Here is a 17,279-nt window from a genome sequence, read left to right on the forward strand (position 1 = left end):
ACCCCCGCGCGTTTGCCCCGGCGGGGGGCGGGCATCGGGGGGCCGCTCGGCCCCGGGGCCGCCGCCCCGCCCCCGCCACTACACCGCGAGCAGTTCCCCGGCACCGGCATCCAGCAGGCCACGCGCCACGCGCTGGCCCAGCGTCTCCGGATCACTGGCCGGGCCCCGCGCTTCCGCGCGCACGATGCGGCCATCGGCGACCCCGCCGACCAGGCCCTGCAGGAACAGGTTCTCGCCTTCCCATTGCGCGAACCCGGCCACCGGCACGTGGCAACTTCCGTGCAGTGCACGGTTCATGGCGCGCTCGGCTTCCACGCAGGCACGTGTGTCGGCATCGTCCAGCGCTGCGAACAGGCCCATCACCGCCGCGTCCTCACCGTTGCATTCCACCGTCACCGCGCCCTGTGCCGGGGCCGGCAACCAGTCCGGTGCCGCCAGGCGCGCCACGATGCGGTGGCCCAGGCCGAGCCGCTCCAGCCCCGCCACGGCCAGCACGATCGCGTCGTAGCCGCCGTTGTCCAGCTTGGCCAGGCGCGTGTTGACGTTGCCGCGCAGGTCCTGCAGCTCCAGGTCCGGGCGCAGCGCGCGCAGCTGGGCCTGGCGGCGCAGCGACGAGGTGCCTACCCGCGCGCCGATCGGCAGCGCGTCCAGCGAGGCGTACAGATTGGAGATGAAACCATCGGCCGCGTCATGACGGGTCAGCATCGCCGGCAGCGCGAACGGCGCGTCCAGCTCCATCGGCACGTCCTTGAGCGAGTGCACGGCACAGTCCGCTTCGCCACGCAGCATGGCCAGTTCCAGTTCCTTCAGGAACAGGCCCTTGCCGCCGATCGCGGCGAGCGAACGATCCAGCACCTCGTCGCCGCGCGTGCTCATCGGGACCAGCACCACGTCCAGACCGGGATGCGCCTGGCGCAGGCGGTCGGCAACATATTCGCTCTGCCACAGGGCAAGCGGGCTCTTTCGGGTGGCGATGCGCAGGGTCTTCATGGCGCCATTATCGACGCACAGGGGCGTATCGACCAACGGTCGGGCGCACCCGCACTTAGAGGTACTTGAGATCCTGCTTGAGGCTGGCCACGCAACGGCGGCTGACTTCCAGCGGCCCGTGGCCATGCCGCAATACCGCCTGGACCTGGCCTGCGCCATTTCGTCGCAGCTCGACCAGTTCGTGCCGGGCAACCAGGCAATTGCGGTGGATGCGCACGAAGCGGTTGCCGAATTCCTCTTCCAGCGACTTCAGCGACTCTTCCAGCAGGTCTTCGCCGCGGGCGTGGTGCACCACGACGTATTTTTCTTCGGCCTGCAGGTAGTGGATGTCCTCGACCGGGATCAGCCGCAGGCTGCCGCGCAGGCGCGCGCACAGCAGGGTACGCGCCTGCTGGCTGGCGGCGGTCGCCGGGCCACTGCGGCCGGCGAGGAAGGTGCGCGCACGCTCCAGCGCGGCCGCCAGGCGCTCGGGGCGCACCGGTTTCATCAGGTAGTCGATGGCGGCCGCCTCGAACGCGGACAGCGCATGCGCGTCGTATGCGGTGCAGAACACCACCGCCGGGCGTGGCTCGAAGGTGGCCAGATGGCGCGCGGCTTCCAGCCCGTCCAGGCCGGGCATGGCGATGTCGAGCAGGACCAGGTCCGGTTGCAGCTCGGCGCAGGCGTGCAGCGCCTGTTCGCCGTTCTCGGCCTCGGCCACCACCTCGATGCCGGCCTGGTCAGCGAGCAGGGAGCGCAGGCGCTCGCGGGCCAGCGGTTCGTCGTCGGCGATCACCACCTTCAAGACAGTTTCCTCACTGGACCGGGACCGTGATTTCGCAAGCATAGTAGCCGTCGGCCCACGCCCCCGTCATCCGGGCGGCCGGGCCGAAGCGCCAGGCCAGGCGATGGGCAATGTTGCGTTGTGCATGCCCGGCCCCCTGCAGGAGCGGCAGCCCGCGCGTGGCCGGATCCGGCGCCGGGTTGCGCACGCGGATGCGCAGATTCGTGCCGTCACTGGACAGTGCAAGCACGATCGTGCCGCCCGCGGGCACCCGCGAGATGCCATGAAGTACGGCATTTTCGACCAGCGGCTGCAGTACCAGCCGCGGCATCGGCAACGACCAAGGCAGCGGCTCGTCGCGCAGCCAGATCACTTTCAGGCGTTCGCCCAGCCGTAGCGATTCGATCGAGAGATAGCGCTCGGCCAGTTCGCACTCGGCCTGCAGGGTGGAATCGCCATCGCCGGCACCGAGCGCGGCGCGGAAAAGATCGGACAGATCCAGCACCGCGCGCTCGGCCACCTCCGGATCACGCCGCAGCAGGCTGGCGATCAGGTTCATGCTGTTGAACAGGAAGTGCGGCCGGATCCGCGCCTGCAATGCATCGGCCTGGGCCCGTGCGTTGGCCAGCATCTGCGCGCTGCCGCGGTCGCTGACGTAGAAGTAGCGCAGCGCCAGGGCAGTGATCAGCGCGGTGATCGCCGCACTGCCCAACGTGAACCGCCAGAAGCCGACCGCCTGGGCAAAGCTGCTGCCGCCGAGCACGCCGTACAGCGCATGCACGATCGCCGCGCACGCACCGGCGATCAGCCCGGTCATCAGCACCACCAGCACCATGCCCGGCACTTCGGGCAGGCGCGAGAGCACCGCGCGCACGCTGCACAGGCTGACCGTCACTGCCAGCGCCAGCCACAACGCGAAGCCGCTGGCGGACAGGAAGTCCGGCAGCGTCCAGTGGCGACTGCCATCGGGGGCCAGCGCCACTACGACAACCACCAGCTCGGCCAACCCCAGCATTGCCGCCAGGCGCGGCAGGCGGCACAGCTCGGGCAACCAGGACTGCTGGCGCGGGTCGCTCATGGCGTCAGGCGGCGAAGCGCGCCTCGAGCCAGTCGCCCAGCGCCTGCAGCTCCTCGGCGCAGACCTGGTGGGCCATCGTGTAGGTGTGCCACTGCACCGGCAGGCCGAGCGCGCTCAGCGTCTGCGCGGTGTGCTCGGCGATCGCTACCGGGATCACCGGATCCTGGGTGCCATGGGCCATGAACACCGGCACGCTGATGGCATCGGCCACGCGCGCGGCAGCCGCCTTGGCCGGATCCGGCAGATAGGTCGACAGTGCGATCAGCCCGGCCAGCGGACGGGTGCGACGCAGCAGCGCGCTGAGGATCACCGCCCCGCCCTGCGAGAAGCCGGCCAGCAGGATCCGTTCGGCCGGAATGCCGCGGGCGACCTCGCGCTCGATCAGCAGTTCCAGTTCCACGATCGAGGCGTCCACCCCGGCGCTGTCCGCGCGCGAACGGAAATCCATGCTGACGATGTCATACCAGGCGCGCATCGGCACGCCGTTGTTGATCGTGATCGGCTGCACCGGCGCATGCGGGAACACGAAGCGGATCGCCGGCCAGTGCGGGCGCACCAGTTCGGGCACGATCGGGGCGAAGTCATGGCCATCGGCACCCAGGCCATGCAGCCACAGCACCGACCACTGCGGGTCGGCGCCGGTTTCGTTTTCCACGGTATCCAGCATCAGGCGGCTCCAGTACGTTCAAGCCGCATTATGACCGCGGCCCACCGCAATGGGGGCGATGCCTGGATGGCCGTGATCAGCCGGCGGGATGTGCCTCGGCCGCAGCACGGCGCAGCTCGGCCGCGCGCACCAGCACCTTCGGCGGGGCCGATTCTTCCGGGATTTCCATCAGGCCCAACCGGTGCATCCAGACGCCAGCGGTGCGCGAGGAGGTGAAGCCCACCACCGGAATCGCCAGCACCATGCCGATCACCACCGGTGCCATCCATGCGGCCAGCGAGGGCGAGACCGCATAGGCCAGCGCGCCCATGAACAGGCCGAACACACTCAGCCCGCCGTAGCCACGCGTCAGCGCCAACCAGGACACGCCGCCATCGTCGCGCTGCTGCGCGTCCCAGCCCGAGTCCTTGCCGGCCAGCACTTCGGCCACACCGCGCGACTGCACGTACATCACCACCGGCGCCATCAGCGCGGCGAGGATGGTTTCCAGCAGCATCGAGATGAACGCGCGGATCGTGCCACCGCAGCCACGGCGTTCAACCGGCTCCAGCAGCATCGCCAGATAGCCGAGCACCTTGGGCGAAAGCAGCACCACCATGGTGATGGCGAACATGCGGATCACCTGGGTCTCGTCCTGGTGGCGCCAGTACACGCCGGGCGAGAGATGCAGCACTTCATTGAGGTCGATGCCGCCCTGGAACAGCGGGATCGCAATGCCGATCAACATCAGCATCGCCCACATCGGCGCGGTGAAGTAGTGCCCGATGCCGACCAGCATGTGCATGCGGCTGACCCAATGCAGGCCCTTGGAACCGACCACCTTGGCGTGCTGCAGGTTGCCCTGGCACCAGCGGCGATCGCGCACCAGCAGGTCGGTCAGGGTGGGCGGGCCTTCCTCGTAGCTGCCCTTCAGGTACGGCACCATGTGGGTGGCCCAGCCACCGCGGCGCATCAGGGCGGCCTCGACGAAATCGTGGCTGAGCACATGCCCACCAAACGGCTCCTTGCCCGGCAGCGACGGCAGGCCGGCCTGCTCGGCGAAGGCCTGGGTGCGGATGATGGCGTTGTGGCCCCAGTAGTTGCTCTCCGCGCCATGCCACCAGGCCACGCCGCGGCCGATCACCGGGCCGTACACGCGGCCACCGAACTGCTGCATGCGGGCAAACAGCGTGCGCCCGCCGACCACCGCCGGCAGGGTCTGGATCAGCCCCACATCCGGGTTGTGCTCCATGCCGGCGACCAGGCGCACGATGGTGTCGCCCGTCATCAGGCTGTCGGCATCCAGGATCAGCATCTGCGGATAGGCGCCACCGAAACGGCGGACCCAGTCGGCGATGTTGCCGGCCTTGCGGCCACCGTTGTCGCCGCGGCGACGATAGAAGATGCGGTCATGGCCGCCCACCGCGTCGCACAGGGCGTGGAAGGCCGCTTCCTCGGCCTGGCCGATGTCATCGCGCCGGGTATCGCTGAGCACGTAGAAATCGAAATTCGCCAGCTGGCCGGTCTCGGCCACCGACTCGTAGATCGCCTGCAACCCGGCCAGCAACCGGCGCGGATCTTCGTTGTAGGTCGGCATCAGCAGCGCGGTGCGCGTATGCACGGTCGGCAGCGGCGCATCCGGGTCGATGCCGAGCTTGTAGCCCCGATCGAATACCGCGGTCAGGAAGCCGGCCACGGCCCCGGCGAAGGACAACGCGATCCAGGCGAACAGGCCCACGAACAGCACCAGCAGGCAGGCTTCCAGCACACTGATGCCATCAACGGCGAGCACCTTCCACATCATCCGGCTGGCGGCGATGGTCATGGCCGCGGTACCGCCCAGGATGTAGAAACGGCGCAGCCCGATCATCCGCGGCGAGGTGCGCTGGCGCGGAACCTGCAGCTGCCCTTCGCGCAGGGACTGCTCGGGCATCGGCAACGGCGACTCGGCCGGCAACGTCGCCCGGCCGGCGTCCAGCAGGGCGTTCAGGGTCTGGGTACTCATGCGCGGTGTCCCTGTGCAGGGCGTGCCAGGCCGGGGGTGCCAAGTGTGGAAAGGGGCATCCTGAGCCCGGCGTACACGATGGCACGCATTCGTCCTGTCGGCGCAGGCCGGAGACCGGCACGCAGCGTATGTCTGTGACTACCGGAACCCACGAACTCTCCAAACCGCTTGAGACGAAAAATGCGGCTCAGTCTATGGCGCGAAATGTAAGGTGCGCGCGAAGGGCGGACCGGGGATTTCTCCGCATTCAGCTTTTGGATCGAGACAAGTGGAGGCCCTCTCGCGGCCAAGGGCGCGCAGGCCCTGTGCCATGGGCTTCTGCCCATTCATCTTGCGGGCGGCGGCGATCAGCCCCCTGCCGCAACGCGACCGGTCCCCATGGCCTCGGCAGGAGGAAGCGCCGCCAGTGGTGCGCAGTTTTTCGCCCTGGAGGGGGCGGGCCGGCAGCGTTGACGGGGTGCGGCAGCGGCTCAGGCGACGGTAGCGGCGATGGCCAGGTCGGTGTCTACCGGCAGGCGCGACAGCGCGCGGGCGCTCACCTGCGAAAACTGCAGCTGGGCAAGCAGGTGTTGTGCCTGGGTGGCAACCGGGCACGGGGTGATCTGCGGCCCTGCTTGCGGGCGATCGGGGGTCATCACATCAATGGACATGGTCTGGCATCTCGTTGACTTCTCATTACCCGCGGGGCTTCCGGCCGCGCGGATTGCGCACCCTATCGGAAAACCGGGACGAATGTGTGACGGTGCGCGCAGTCCCTGATAGGGGGCGTGCAAAGCGTCGAAAAATTGGCGCTAATCAAGAGCTTGCGGCTATCATGTAATCGTTTTCAACATACGATTCGGATATGGATTCCAACACTGCTTCCCCCTACAGCCCCAAGTGGCAGTTCCGCTTCAACTTCTTCGAACAGCACGGCGCCCCCAATTCGCCGACCTTCAAGGCCGCGTACAAGACGCTGCCGTTCGGCCAGAAGATCAAGGTCAACTTCAACTTGTTCGCCCTGTTCTTCAGCTGGATCTACCTGCTGATCCTGGGCATGTGGCGCAAGGCGCTGACGATCCTGGGCATCACCCTGGTGCTGATGGTCGTCGTGGCCTTCCTGCCGGACGTGGTCGGCCGTGCGATCGGTGTGGCCTGGTCGGTGCTGATCGCGCTGACCACCAACTATTCGTACTACCTTGAAAAGGTAAAGGGCGATACCAGCTGGAACCCCTTCGCCGGCATGCGCTGGTAAGCAGCGCGCAGGCGTGGATGAAGAGCCCGGTCATTGACCGGGCTTTTTTGTGGAGCGTCGGCCGCGGTGTTGAGACACCCATCGATCTGCTGAACGAACCGGAGGCGCGCGGCCATCGGGAGGGCTGAGTCGATCCCGTTGGGCTCACGCCAGGTGTAGATCACCCTGGTACAGACCCCACGCCGCCCAGCCGGCAACGACGATCACGCCCGCCACGATCACCTGCTCCGCCCGGGTGAATATCCGCTGCCCATGCTGGTGCTTGGCGGCCGCGAACATGGCGATGCCCGGTGCGTACAGCAACACCGACAGCAGCACCTGTGACAGACCACCGGCATAGACCAGCCACAGCGCGTATACCGTGGCCAGACCGGCCACCAGCAGATCGCGGACCCGCAGCCCGGGTTGCCCGCCATAGGTTTCCCCGCGTAGCGCCAGCAATGCACCGTAACCGGCCGAGAACAGATAGGGCACCAGGCTCATCGATGCGCCCAGCAGCACCAGGCTGGTATAGGTGCCGGCACTGAACAGGGTGATGATCAGAAACAACTGGATCAGCCCGTTGGTGAGCCACAGCGCGTTGGCGGGAACCTGTCGTGCGTTCTCGCGCCCGAGGAAGGCCGGCATCGTGCCATCCCCCGCCGCCGCATACAGCACTTCGGCGCACAGCAGCACCCATGCCAGCAATGCCCCCAGCACCGAGACGATCATGCCGATGATGATCAACGTGGCGCCCCAGGGCCCGACGATGGCCTCCAGCACGAAGGCCATCGAGGGATTGCGCGCCTGTGCCAGCGCTTCCTGGCGCAGCACGCCCATCGACAGCAGGTTGACCAGCATCAGCAGCGCGAGCACGCACACAAACCCGATGATCGTCGCGCGCCCGACATCCGAACGCCTGGCCGCGCGCCGCGAGTAGATGCTGGCACCCTCGATGCCGATGAACACCCAGACCGTGATCAGCATCATGCCCCGCAGCTGCTCACCCAGGCTGCCCAGTTCGGCCGTGCCCCAGAACTCGCCGGTGAAAATATCGGCCTTGAAGCCCACGGCGGCGATGATCAGAAACACCACGATCGGCACGATCTTGGCGACGGTGACGACCGCATTCACCAAGGCGGCCTGGCGGATGCCACGCAGGATCATTGCGTGCATCGCCCACAGCAGCACGGAGGCGCATGCCACCGCCTGCCAGGTATTGCCCTCGCCGAAGGCCGGCACGAAATAGCCCAGGCCGCTGAAGATCAGCACGAAGTAGCTGACGTTGCCGAGCAGCGAGCAGACCCAGTAGCCCCACGCCGCGGAAAAGCCGATGTAATCGCCGAACCCGGCGCGCGCGTACGCGTAGATACCGGTATCCAGCTCGGGCTTGCGGTTGGCCAGATTCTGGAACACGAAGGCCAGCATCAACATGCCCAGGCCACTGATCATCCAGCCGATCAAGGCAACACCCGGGCCGGCGCTGCGCGCGATGTTCTGTGGCAGTGAGAAGATGCCGGCGCCGATCATCGATCCGACCACCAGGGCAGTCAACGCGGTCAGGCCGAGCCGGTCGGAACGAGAGGTCATGTGCTCACCATCGGCAAACAGAATAGCGCCGATTACCAATGTCCGGCGGTGAGCACCGGGTGAACCGGCCCTGCCGGCGCGCCGTTGGCACCGGCGCGCCGGTCCGGATCAGAAGGTCTGCCAGTCCTCGCCGACCACTGCTGCTGCGGGCACGCGCGCAGCGGTCCGCGCGGGCGTGGCACGACGCGCCGGTGTGCCCGCCGCCGCACTGGCCTGCAGGCGGAAGATCGCCACCGCCGTGCCCAGCTGCTGCGCCTGCTCTTCCATCGCACGCGCGGCCGCCGTCGCTTCCTCCACCAGCGCGGCATTCTGCTGGGTGGTCTCGTCCATCTGGGTGATGGTCTGGTTGACCTGTTCGATACCGGCGGACTGCTCCTTCGAAGCTGCCGAGATCTCGGCCATGATGTCGTTGACCCGGCGCACGCCGGTGACGATCTCTTCCATCGTGCGGCCGGCGGTCTGCACCAGGGCCGAGCCCGCGCTGACCTGAGTGACCGAGTCGTCGATCAAGGTCTTGATTTCCTTGGCCGCCCCGGCGGAGCGCTGCGCCAGTGCGCGGACTTCCGTGGCCACCACCGCGAAACCGCGGCCCTGTTCGCCGGCACGCGCGGCTTCCACCGCAGCGTTCAGCGCCAGGATGTTGGTCTGGAACGCGATGCCGTCGATCACCGAGATGATCTCGGCGATGCGCTTGGACGAGGCCTCGATGCCCGCCATGGTGGTCACCACCTGGCCGACCACCACACCGCCCTGCGAAGCCACCTCGGCAGCGCCGGCGGCGAGCTGGTTGGCCTGCACCGCGTGGTCGGCATTCTGGCGAACCGTGGAGGTGAGTTCTTCCATCGATGCGGCGGTCTCTTCCAGGCTGGCAGCCTGCTGCTCGGTGCGGCGCGACAGGTCGCTGTTGCCCGCGGCGATCTCGCCGGCGGCGAGGTTGATACTGCCGGTGGCCTGCTGGATCCGGCCGACGATGTCGGTCAACTGCGCCACCGTGGTATCGGCATCGTCACGCATCCGGGCGAACACGCCATGGAACTCACCACGCATGCGTGCGGTGAGATCACCCGCGGCGATGGCGCGCAGCAGCGCGGAAATCTGCTGCAGGTTGTCATCGCTGACCTGCATCATGGTGTTGAGGTTTTCCACCATCGCGCGGAAGTCGTGGTCGAAGCGCACCACATCGCCACGCTGGCTGAAATCACCCACCGCCGCCGCCCCGGCCAGATCCCCGATCTGGGTATTGATGGCACGCAGGTTGGCCTTGGTGGTATCCATTGCAGCCGTGAAAGCGGCCTGCTCGCCGGGCAGGCGGTCCATGTCCTGGCTCAGGTCACCGACCGCGTAGCGCTGCATCACCTCGACCAGACGGCGGGTGACTGCGATGTTGGCGCCCACCAGCTGGTTGGTGTCTTCCACCATCTTGCCGTACTCGCCGGGGAAGGTCTGCGCGTCCATGCGGTAACTCAGCTCGCCCGCCTCATGTCGCTGGGCCATCTCACCCTGCGCGGCCATCACTGCGCGCAGCTGGCTGCGCATGCGCTGCATCGATTCGAGCAGGCGGCCGACTTCGTCATTGCGCGCGGGCGGCAGCGGTGTATCCAGACGCCCCTCGGCCACGTCTGCGGACAGGCGGACGGCATCGGCCAACGGACGGATCGCCTGACGGCGCAGCAGCACGTACACGCTGCCGCTGAGCACCAGTGCCGCGCCCAGGCCAACGGCCAGGATGATCCACAGCAGCGCACGTGCCTGCGCGGTGATCAGCGCATGCGGCACGATCACACCCAGCGCGAAATGCTCTTCGCTGCCGCCGATGCGCAGCGGCACGTAGGTCTTCACGTTGCCTGCCGCATCCGGCTCGAAGGCATCAAAGGTCTTGTCTGCCTTGACCGCCGCCAGTACCTGCGTGGTCAGCGCATCCTGGCGACGCTTGCCGATCTCGTTGGCGTCCTTCGCGGCCAGGACGATGCCGCCGGGCGAGATCAGTTCCACATGGCCTTCGCCCATCGGGCGCAGCGCGGCGAGGTGCTTCTGCAATGCGGCCAGGGCGAAGTCCACCGTCACGACCCCGAGGAAGCTGCCGTCATCGATCACCGGGGTGGACAGCGTGGTCATCAGCACCTTCTGACCGCCGATCTCGTAGGTGTAGGGCTCGGCGACGGTCTGCCGCTTGAGCGCCTTCGGCTTGAGATACCAGTCGCCATCGCCGGGCACGTCATAGCCGGTCAGCGCATCCTGCATCGGCGCGCCGTCGTGCCAGGCCCAGTAGCTCATGAACCGGCCGGTATCATCGTGTGCCTCGGCGCCGACGAACTCGGCATCCTTGCCATCGAAGGCGTCGGGTTCCCACAACGTGCCGAAGCCCACCCATTCCGGGTGCACCTGCACCTGCTGGTGGATCACCGCAGACACCGTCGCCCGCGACAGCGTTCCCGCAGCGCGCTGCACCAGCAGGTTCTGCGCCAGCGCCTGGCTGGTGGCGAAAGCACTGGAGAGATCACCACTCACCCGCAGCGCTTCGGCCTGGGCCTCGCTCTGCATGGTGTGGCGGGAGGCATCCACCAGCGACGCGCTGGCTTCGCGATAGCTGATGGCAGCGGTGACACCGAAGCAGAGCATGGCGATCAACGCCGTACCCAGCATCAGTCGGTTGGCGATGCTGCCAGGGCGCTTGGAAGCAGTGGGGCGGGACACGGGCATGGGGGCGGTTCCGGAAAAAGGGCATACCGGCGGGCGCACGCATGCGCCGCCACGGAAACACGCAGTCCGTTGCGGGCCGGCACGCGCGCGGTGCAATCACGGCGCGGCCAGCGGGGATCGATGCCACTGCCCTGCCCTGTGCAGATATCGCCTGCCGGCACCGCGACGGCACCGGCCCAGAGAAGGGACTCAGCTGGATAACGGCGTCATGCCAGCGATATTGAGTGCCAAATCCTGACCGTGTTCAGTGAACGCCCGTGCTGCGGTCGCCGTGTCCCAGGCGCTCCACCAGTGTCTGGCTGGCCGCATTGAGTCCAATCACCTCCACCTGCGCCCCGCGTGCGCGCAGTTTGCCGGTCACCCGTTCCAGCGCGCCCACTGCGCTGAGGTCCCAGAAGTGCGCGCCGCTCAGATCGATGGTCACGCGCTCAGGCACATGCAGCAGGTCGAAGGCCGCCGCGAACTGCCCGGCCGAGGCGAAGAACACCTGCCCGCTGACCGTGTAGACCCGGGTGCCGTCGGCCGTCTCGGCCTCGGCGATGTCCAGCATCCGGCCCACCTTGCGGGCGAAGAACAGCGCCGACAGCAGCACCCCGGTCAGCACCCCCTTGGCCAGATCGTGCGTGGCCACGGTGACGACCACCGTGCCCAGCATCACCACCGAGGAGCTTTTCGGATGCAGCCGGAACTCGGCGAACGAGCGCCAGTGGAAGGTGCCGATGCTGACCATGATCATCACCGCGACCAGCGCGGCCATCGGAATCTGCCGGACCCACTCCGCGCCGTAGACCACCAGCAGCAGCAACAGCACGCCCGCCACCAGGCAGGACAACCGGCCACGGCCGCCGGAGGACACATTGATCACCGACTGCCCGATCATCGCGCAGCCGCCCATGCCGCCGAACAGCCCGGCGGTGATGTTGGCCAGGCCCTGTCCAGCGCACTCACGGTTGCGCTGGCTGGGGGTGTCGGTCATGTCTTCCACGATCTGCGCGGTCATCATCGACTCCAGCAGCCCCACCACCGCCAGCGTGGCCGAGACCGGCAGCAGGATGCGCAGGGTCTCCCAGGTGAGCGGCACATCGGGGAGCAGGAAGGTCGGCAGGCTGTCCGGCAGCGCGCCCATGTCGCCGACGGTGCGGATGTCCAGGCCCAGCCAGATCGACAGCCCGGTGAGCACCACGATCGCCACCAGCGGCGAAGGCACCGCCCGGGTCAGCAGCGGCAGCAGGTAGATGATCGCCAGACCGGCCGCGCACACGGCGTACACCGTCCATGGCATCCCGATCAGCTCGGGCAACTGCGCAAGGAAGATCAGGATGGCCAACGCGTTGACGAAGCCGGTGATCACCGAGCGCGAGACGAAGCGCATCAGGGCACCCAGCTTGAGCGCGCCGGCGACGATCTGCAGCAGCCCGGCCAGGATCGTCGCGGCCAGCATATACTGCAGGCCGTGGTCGCGGACCAGATCGACCATCACCAGCGCCATCGCGCCGGTGGCCGCGGAGATCATGCCCGGCCGGCCGCCGGCGATGGCGGTGACCACCGCGATGCAGAACGAAGCGTACAGACCGACCTTGGGGTCGACCCCGGCAATGATGGAAAACGCGATCGCTTCGGGAATCAGCGCGAGGGCGACCACGGCGCCGGACAGCAGATCACCGCGGATGTTGCCGAGCCATTGCTGGCGCAGCGGATAGGACACAAACATGGACAGACTCCACGCACCGGCGATGCGCACGGCGCGTTGTGTGATGAAGACAAAGCACTCCCTGAGCCAGCGCAAGGGCCGGCGCGTCGTCAACGCGGTATCAGGGTGGCGTCATCACAAGGGTCCTGCCGGGGCAGCGAAAGCGGCGCGCAGGATAGCGCAGTCCTCCGATGGCCTCAAACATGGCCAGCCAGTTCACCTCGCGCGTTGCCTGCCCAGCGCGACGGTGCCTGCCCGGTCACCCGCCGGAACGCCGCGGCGAATTTGCCGGGGTTGGCATAGCCCATCGCCAGGGCGACCTCGGTGACGCTGCGGCCGGCCAGCAGCATCGGCTTGGCCGCTTCCATCCGGCGCCAGGTGAGGTACGCGTAGGGCGTCATGCCGGTCGCCAGCCGGAAGCCACGACTGAAGCCACTGGCTTCCTGCCCGACTTCCTGCGCCATGCGGGCAACGCCCATGTCATCGCCGAGATGGGCATCGATCAGTTCCTGCACGCGCTTGACGTGCGCTGGCGACAACGCGCGTCGCGTCGGGGGCGACGCAACCGGAAGTCCCGCCAACCGCTTCAGCACCAGATCGACACCGTGCTCGAAGAACGCGGCTGAGCCTGCATGCGCTTCAGCGCAGTGCCATAGCGCCCCCATCACCGAGGCGATCACCGGGTCCCCATGCAGCGCCGATGCTGCGCGATGCAGCTGCTCCAAGCGCACGTCGTGCCCCTGCAGATGCCGCGCGTCGATGGCCAGGCCCAGCAGCGCCAGCGCTGGGCTGCGGAATTCGCCCGGGCAGTCCGGCAACACCAGATTGAACGCGCCTGGGCGCCAAGGCTGCGCGATGCGTCCGAGCGCCGTGCGCTGATACAGGGTGCCGCCGCCCGCCGTGAGCAGCCCGATGCGCAACGCACCGCCCTCACCCATCGTGCCCTGCGCCGCGGCGAACGTGTGGCGAAGCATCAGCACCGAGCCGTCGGCGCTGCCGACGCAGGCGTCCAGCGGACGGCCGGCTTCGGCCGCCACACGGGCGGCCACCGCTGTCGCTGGCGTGGCAGTGGCGCAGGTCATCAGGTGTCCAGTTCTGGATCCGCCCTGCCGGGAATGGAGCGGCAGCACCTCATTGTTACACAATAACATTCACGACTCCTCCCCATCACCGTGGTGCGCGCCACCACCCCCAGAGGCTCCTCGTGAAACACGCTGTACTTGCCGGCGCCGTGCTCGCCGCGCTTCAGTTGCTGCCCAGTGCGCCCGCCCAGGCCCAGTCCACCCCGGCCGCCAAGGCCACCGAACTGGACGGCATCGTAGTAACCGGCAGCAAACGCGCTACCCCGTACCTCAAGAGCGACATGTCGGTCACCGTGCTCAACCGCGAAGCCCTCAAAGAAGCGCACGTCACCGAGTTCCGCGACCTGGACAAGCTGGCCCCCAACGTGAAGTTCAACGTGATGGGTCAGCTCAGCGACATGTTCATCTCCATCCGCGGCATCGAGTCCAACCCGTTTCTGGTCAACCGGGCCTCGGTCTATATCGATGGCATTCCGTTCCGCGAGTTGAGCAACGCGGTGTTGAACCATGTGGAGTCGGTGGAGATCCTGCGCGGGCCACAGGGCACGCTGTACGGTGCCAACAGCGAATCCGGCCTGGTGCTGGTGCGCACGCGCGCACCGTCGGCCACCACCGAGGGCGAGGTCAATGTCGGCGTCACCTCGTTCGGCAACGGCCACGGCAGCAGCGTGGATGGTTTCCTCGGCGGCGCGCTGGGCAAGAGCGACCGGTTGTTCGGCTCGGTGGCGTTCATGGCCTCGGACGAAGACAGCCACCTCAAGAACCTCACGCCGTTCAATGGCGTAAAAGGCAAGGTCAAGGAGACCTATCTGCAGGGCAAACTGCGCTGGGAACCGACCGATACGCTGGCCATCAATGCGATCGCCTATCACCTGGGCACGCGTGCACCCGGGATGTTCGAGTACGAATATCTGCCGCTGGATGTCGGTCTGTATAACCGCACCTATGGCGATCTCTACAACGGCCGCCGTGGTACCGGTGACTTCACCTACATCAACGATGCGCCCAAGCGCACCACCAAGAATGAAACCGTCGCCGGCACCAGCGCGCAATGGCAATTGTCCGGCGGCACTCTGGATGCGGCCCTGTCCTACCGCCAAGAGGAGGACACCTCCGCCGGCTACGACTTCGACATGACCGCCACACCCGCGCTGGCCGGCCGCATCTACGACAAACAGCACAGCTGGAACGGCGAGCTGCGCTTCAGCTCCCCCAGCGATCAGGCCCTGACCTACATCGCCGGCATCTCCACCTACCGGCACCACAAGGACTCCATCCTGGGCACGCTGGTCGGCCCGCCGTTGCGCGGCCTGGGCAGCTATGACCTCGCTCCGCTGCAGGGCTCGGATGGCCAGGACTACAGCGTGTTCGGCACGGCCAGCTACACCCCACCCTCGCTGCCGAAACTGACCGCCAGCGTTGGCCTGCGCCATGAGCAGGCCAAGCGCTCCACCCGCCAGCGCGAAGGCACGCTCGATCTGGGCCCGGGCGGCCTGGTGTTCTATCGCGATGCCGAGCTCGCACACACCTTCACTGCCACGCTGCCACGCGTGTCACTGCGCTACGACGCCAGCGACACGCTCTCGTTCTACGCCGCATCCGCCAAGGGCTACATTCCGGGCGGCTTCAATCTGGCGGCCGCGCAGAGCGACGTCGTCAACGACAAAGTGCTGCGCTACGAATCGGAAATGATGTGGAGCCACGAGCTCGGCTTCAAGATGAACGTGCTCGGCGGGCGCGGGCATATCGGTGGCGCGGTGTTCCACATCACCTCGGACAACTGGCAGGAAATCCAGCTGGCCACCGATGCCAACGGCCGGCCGATCTCCTCCGACTACGTAGGCTCGGATGCGTCCATCCGCTCGCGTGGTGTGGAGCTGGAAGGCGCGCTGGAGGTGCTGCCAGGCCTGACGCTGACCGCCAACGTGGGCTACGTGGACGCCGAGTACCGCAAGCTGTTCGTCGGCGCCAATGAAAGCCTGGCCGGCAACGACGTCAAACTCACTCCGAAGTACACGGCGTATCTTGCCGCACGCTACCAGCACCGCTCCGGGCTGTTCGCGCGCGTGGAGTCATCGTTCAATGGCCGCATGGCGCTGGACGAACGCAATCGCGCCTACCAGCCGGCTGTGGCCATCCTCGGCGTGCAGCTCGGCTATGAAACCGGGCCGTGGAGCACGCGCGTGTACGTCGACAATCTGACCAACAAGCGGCGCATCAACGGGTTGATCTTCGACAACCTGGCGTTCGGCCGTGACGGCAACTACTACGGTCCCATCGACCGCCCGCGCATCGTCGGTGCGGAAGTCGGCTATCGGTTCTGAGGCAGCGTGGAGGGTGCTGCGGTGCCCTCCTACTCCTTGAGAACGTCCTGTGCCTCCACGATATCCACCCCCGAGACCTGCCCCAGCCAACCATCAAACCAGGGCTTGTGCGAAGCGCCGACGATGGACAGGACGCGGGAACCGGGGTGGTCACGCACAACCTCGAGAATGTTGGCGACCATGCGCAGATTGCGGATTTCCCAGCCCTGCACCCAGATCTGGGGGTAGTGCTGCGGTGACACGGCGGCCAGTGTCGGGCGCACGTTGGACTCGGCGAGCACCTGCAGCGCCGCGGGATCGTTGACGCTGCGATACAGCGAGAGCAGATCGTTGGACGCGATGAAGGCCGCTTCGCGTTCCGTCATGGCATCGAACGTGGGGCCATACCCACTCCACGCCTGCTGGAGCGCCGCGCTGAACGCCTTGCGGTCGGCGATCTGGTGATTGTCACCGGTATGGTCGTCGACGGCGTACACGCGCTGCAGACCGAGCCGCGCGGCCAGGACCGCAGCGATCTGGTAGCTCTCGTTCTTGCGCGTTTGAATCTGCTTGAGCAGCTCGACGAGGCTGCCGTCCAGGCCGTCGCCCGCGCGTCGCTCGGCCACGGGCAGCTGCAGCCACTGCACGTAGGCAGACGCCCGTTCGCCAGCGGCAAGGAACAGGGCGGCCAGTTGGCGACGCTGCGCGGCGGTGGGGGCAGCCGGCCAGGCCGCCAACGTCCTGTTGACCTGTACGATCGCCGCCGGCACCTCCAATCCCGTGGCCGTCTTCGCGGTGTCCGTGCTGGCGCAGTAGTCATCGCCGTAGACCGCCGCATGGCGCTTGGCCAGATCGCACTGCTCGCCGCTGATGGCTTCGATGGTGATGTAGCCGGGCTTGAAGGCCGCCAGCCTGTCCAGCAGCGGATCCAGCGCCTTGGGATCGAAGGCCTCGTGCTCGCTGAGGTGCACGCTGCCCAGCACGAGGACCTCGGTGCGTGGGCCGACCATGTCCTTGTCCAGCGCCGCAAGGTCCACAGCCGCGTACGTAACCGCGGGGAGCAGCGTTACCAGGCAGCCGCACAGCATTGAGTAGCGTCGCTTCATCATCCATGGCCTGAGAGGTGGTTGACGGATGTTTTAGCAAGGCGCCGGCACCGCGACACCTGCCGAATGACACGGGGACCAAAGGCGCCGTGCGGGAGTTCGTTCCGGCTTAT

13 protein-coding genes are annotated in these 17,279 nt (G+C 67.3%); 2 read left to right on the forward strand and 11 right to left on the reverse strand.

What is annotated here, in order from left to right; translation table 11 throughout:
- Positions 1–78: 78 nt before the first annotated feature.
- The 6 genes from hemC to ABE472_RS05385 form a co-directional block, all read right to left on the reverse strand.
- Positions 79–990: a hydroxymethylbilane synthase gene (hemC, locus tag ABE472_RS05360; RefSeq protein WP_346462917.1), complete on the reverse strand. Its 912-nt coding sequence runs from the start codon at positions 988–990 to the stop codon at positions 79–81.
- Positions 991–1,045: 55 nt separating this feature from the next.
- On the reverse strand, positions 1,046–1,774 hold the full coding sequence (locus ABE472_RS05365) for a LytTR family DNA-binding domain-containing protein (RefSeq protein ID WP_313219529.1): 729 nt from the start codon (positions 1,772–1,774) through the stop codon (positions 1,046–1,048).
- A 10-nt stretch (positions 1,775–1,784) separates the two neighbouring features.
- The gene (locus ABE472_RS05370) at positions 1,785–2,831 is read right to left on the reverse strand and encodes a histidine kinase (RefSeq protein ID WP_313219528.1); all 1,047 of its coding nucleotides are present in this window, start codon (positions 2,829–2,831) and stop codon (positions 1,785–1,787) included.
- 4 nt (positions 2,832–2,835) lie between these two features.
- The gene (locus ABE472_RS05375) at positions 2,836–3,501 is read right to left on the reverse strand and encodes a dienelactone hydrolase family protein (protein WP_282257418.1); all 666 of its coding nucleotides are present in this window, start codon (positions 3,499–3,501) and stop codon (positions 2,836–2,838) included.
- 73 nt (positions 3,502–3,574) lie between these two features.
- Positions 3,575–5,482: a glucans biosynthesis glucosyltransferase MdoH gene (gene mdoH / locus ABE472_RS05380; protein WP_313209087.1), complete on the reverse strand. Its 1,908-nt coding sequence runs from the start codon at positions 5,480–5,482 to the stop codon at positions 3,575–3,577.
- A gap of 470 nt (positions 5,483–5,952) precedes the next feature.
- Complete coding sequence (locus ABE472_RS05385) at positions 5,953–6,132, reverse strand: hypothetical protein (protein WP_313209086.1); 180 nt, start codon at positions 6,130–6,132, stop codon at positions 5,953–5,955.
- Between the two features lie 194 nt (positions 6,133–6,326).
- Between ABE472_RS05385 and ABE472_RS05390 the strand changes: the two genes are divergently transcribed.
- The gene (locus ABE472_RS05390) at positions 6,327–6,716 is read left to right on the forward strand and encodes a DUF2628 domain-containing protein (RefSeq protein WP_313209085.1); all 390 of its coding nucleotides are present in this window, start codon (positions 6,327–6,329) and stop codon (positions 6,714–6,716) included.
- A 144-nt stretch (positions 6,717–6,860) separates the two neighbouring features.
- On the opposite strand, the gene arcD is transcribed toward ABE472_RS05390, so the two are convergent.
- The 4 genes from arcD to ABE472_RS05410 form a co-directional block, all read right to left on the reverse strand.
- Positions 6,861–8,285, reverse strand: coding sequence for an arginine-ornithine antiporter (gene arcD, locus ABE472_RS05395; protein WP_346465805.1), 1,425 nt, complete (start codon positions 8,283–8,285; stop codon positions 6,861–6,863).
- Between the two features lie 108 nt (positions 8,286–8,393).
- A complete protein-coding gene (locus ABE472_RS05400; protein ID WP_346465807.1) occupies positions 8,394–10,985 on the reverse strand; it encodes a methyl-accepting chemotaxis protein in 2,592 nt (863 codons plus the stop codon).
- 244 nt (positions 10,986–11,229) lie between these two features.
- The gene (locus ABE472_RS05405) at positions 11,230–12,696 is read right to left on the reverse strand and encodes a SulP family inorganic anion transporter (protein WP_346465809.1); all 1,467 of its coding nucleotides are present in this window, start codon (positions 12,694–12,696) and stop codon (positions 11,230–11,232) included.
- Positions 12,697–12,872: 176 nt separating this feature from the next.
- Positions 12,873–13,757: an AraC family transcriptional regulator gene (locus ABE472_RS05410; protein WP_313219524.1), complete on the reverse strand. Its 885-nt coding sequence runs from the start codon at positions 13,755–13,757 to the stop codon at positions 12,873–12,875.
- Between the two features lie 122 nt (positions 13,758–13,879).
- Here ABE472_RS05410 and ABE472_RS05415 point away from each other — a divergent pair, with 122 nt between their 5' ends.
- Positions 13,880–16,081, forward strand: coding sequence for a TonB-dependent receptor (locus tag ABE472_RS05415; RefSeq protein ID WP_346465812.1), 2,202 nt, complete (start codon positions 13,880–13,882; stop codon positions 16,079–16,081).
- A 29-nt stretch (positions 16,082–16,110) separates the two neighbouring features.
- Here the strand turns inward: ABE472_RS05415 and ABE472_RS05420 are convergent, their stop codons facing one another.
- On the reverse strand, positions 16,111–17,148 hold the full coding sequence (locus ABE472_RS05420; protein WP_346465902.1) for a DUF5694 domain-containing protein: 1,038 nt from the start codon (positions 17,146–17,148) through the stop codon (positions 16,111–16,113).
- Positions 17,149–17,279: the final 131 nt, after the last annotated feature.

The organism is Stenotrophomonas sp. TWI809 (assembly GCF_039673205.1).
Classification (GTDB): Bacteria; Pseudomonadota; Gammaproteobacteria; order Xanthomonadales; family Xanthomonadaceae; genus Stenotrophomonas.

Coding starts and splice junctions, on each gene's coding strand:
- ABE472_RS05410 (WP_313219524.1), bottom strand. CDS start 13,757: ATGACCTGCGCCACTGCCACGCCAGCGACAGCGGTGGCCGCCCGTGTG.
- arcD (WP_346465805.1), bottom strand. CDS start 8,285: ATGACCTCTCGTTCCGACCGGCTCGGCCTGACCGCGTTGACTGCCCTG.
- ABE472_RS05370 (WP_313219528.1), bottom strand. CDS start 2,831: ATGAGCGACCCGCGCCAGCAGTCCTGGTTGCCCGAGCTGTGCCGCCTG.
- ABE472_RS05420 (WP_346465902.1), bottom strand. CDS start 17,148: ATGCTGTGCGGCTGCCTGGTAACGCTGCTCCCCGCGGTTACGTACGCG.
- hemC (WP_346462917.1), bottom strand. CDS start 990: ATGAAGACCCTGCGCATCGCCACCCGAAAGAGCCCGCTTGCCCTGTGG.
- ABE472_RS05390 (WP_313209085.1), top strand. CDS start 6,327: ATGGATTCCAACACTGCTTCCCCCTACAGCCCCAAGTGGCAGTTCCGC.
- ABE472_RS05405 (WP_346465809.1), bottom strand. CDS start 12,696: ATGTTTGTGTCCTATCCGCTGCGCCAGCAATGGCTCGGCAACATCCGC.
- mdoH (WP_313209087.1), bottom strand. CDS start 5,482: ATGAGTACCCAGACCCTGAACGCCCTGCTGGACGCCGGCCGGGCGACG.
- ABE472_RS05385 (WP_313209086.1), bottom strand. CDS start 6,132: ATGTCCATTGATGTGATGACCCCCGATCGCCCGCAAGCAGGGCCGCAG.
- ABE472_RS05400 (WP_346465807.1), bottom strand. CDS start 10,985: ATGCCCGTGTCCCGCCCCACTGCTTCCAAGCGCCCTGGCAGCATCGCC.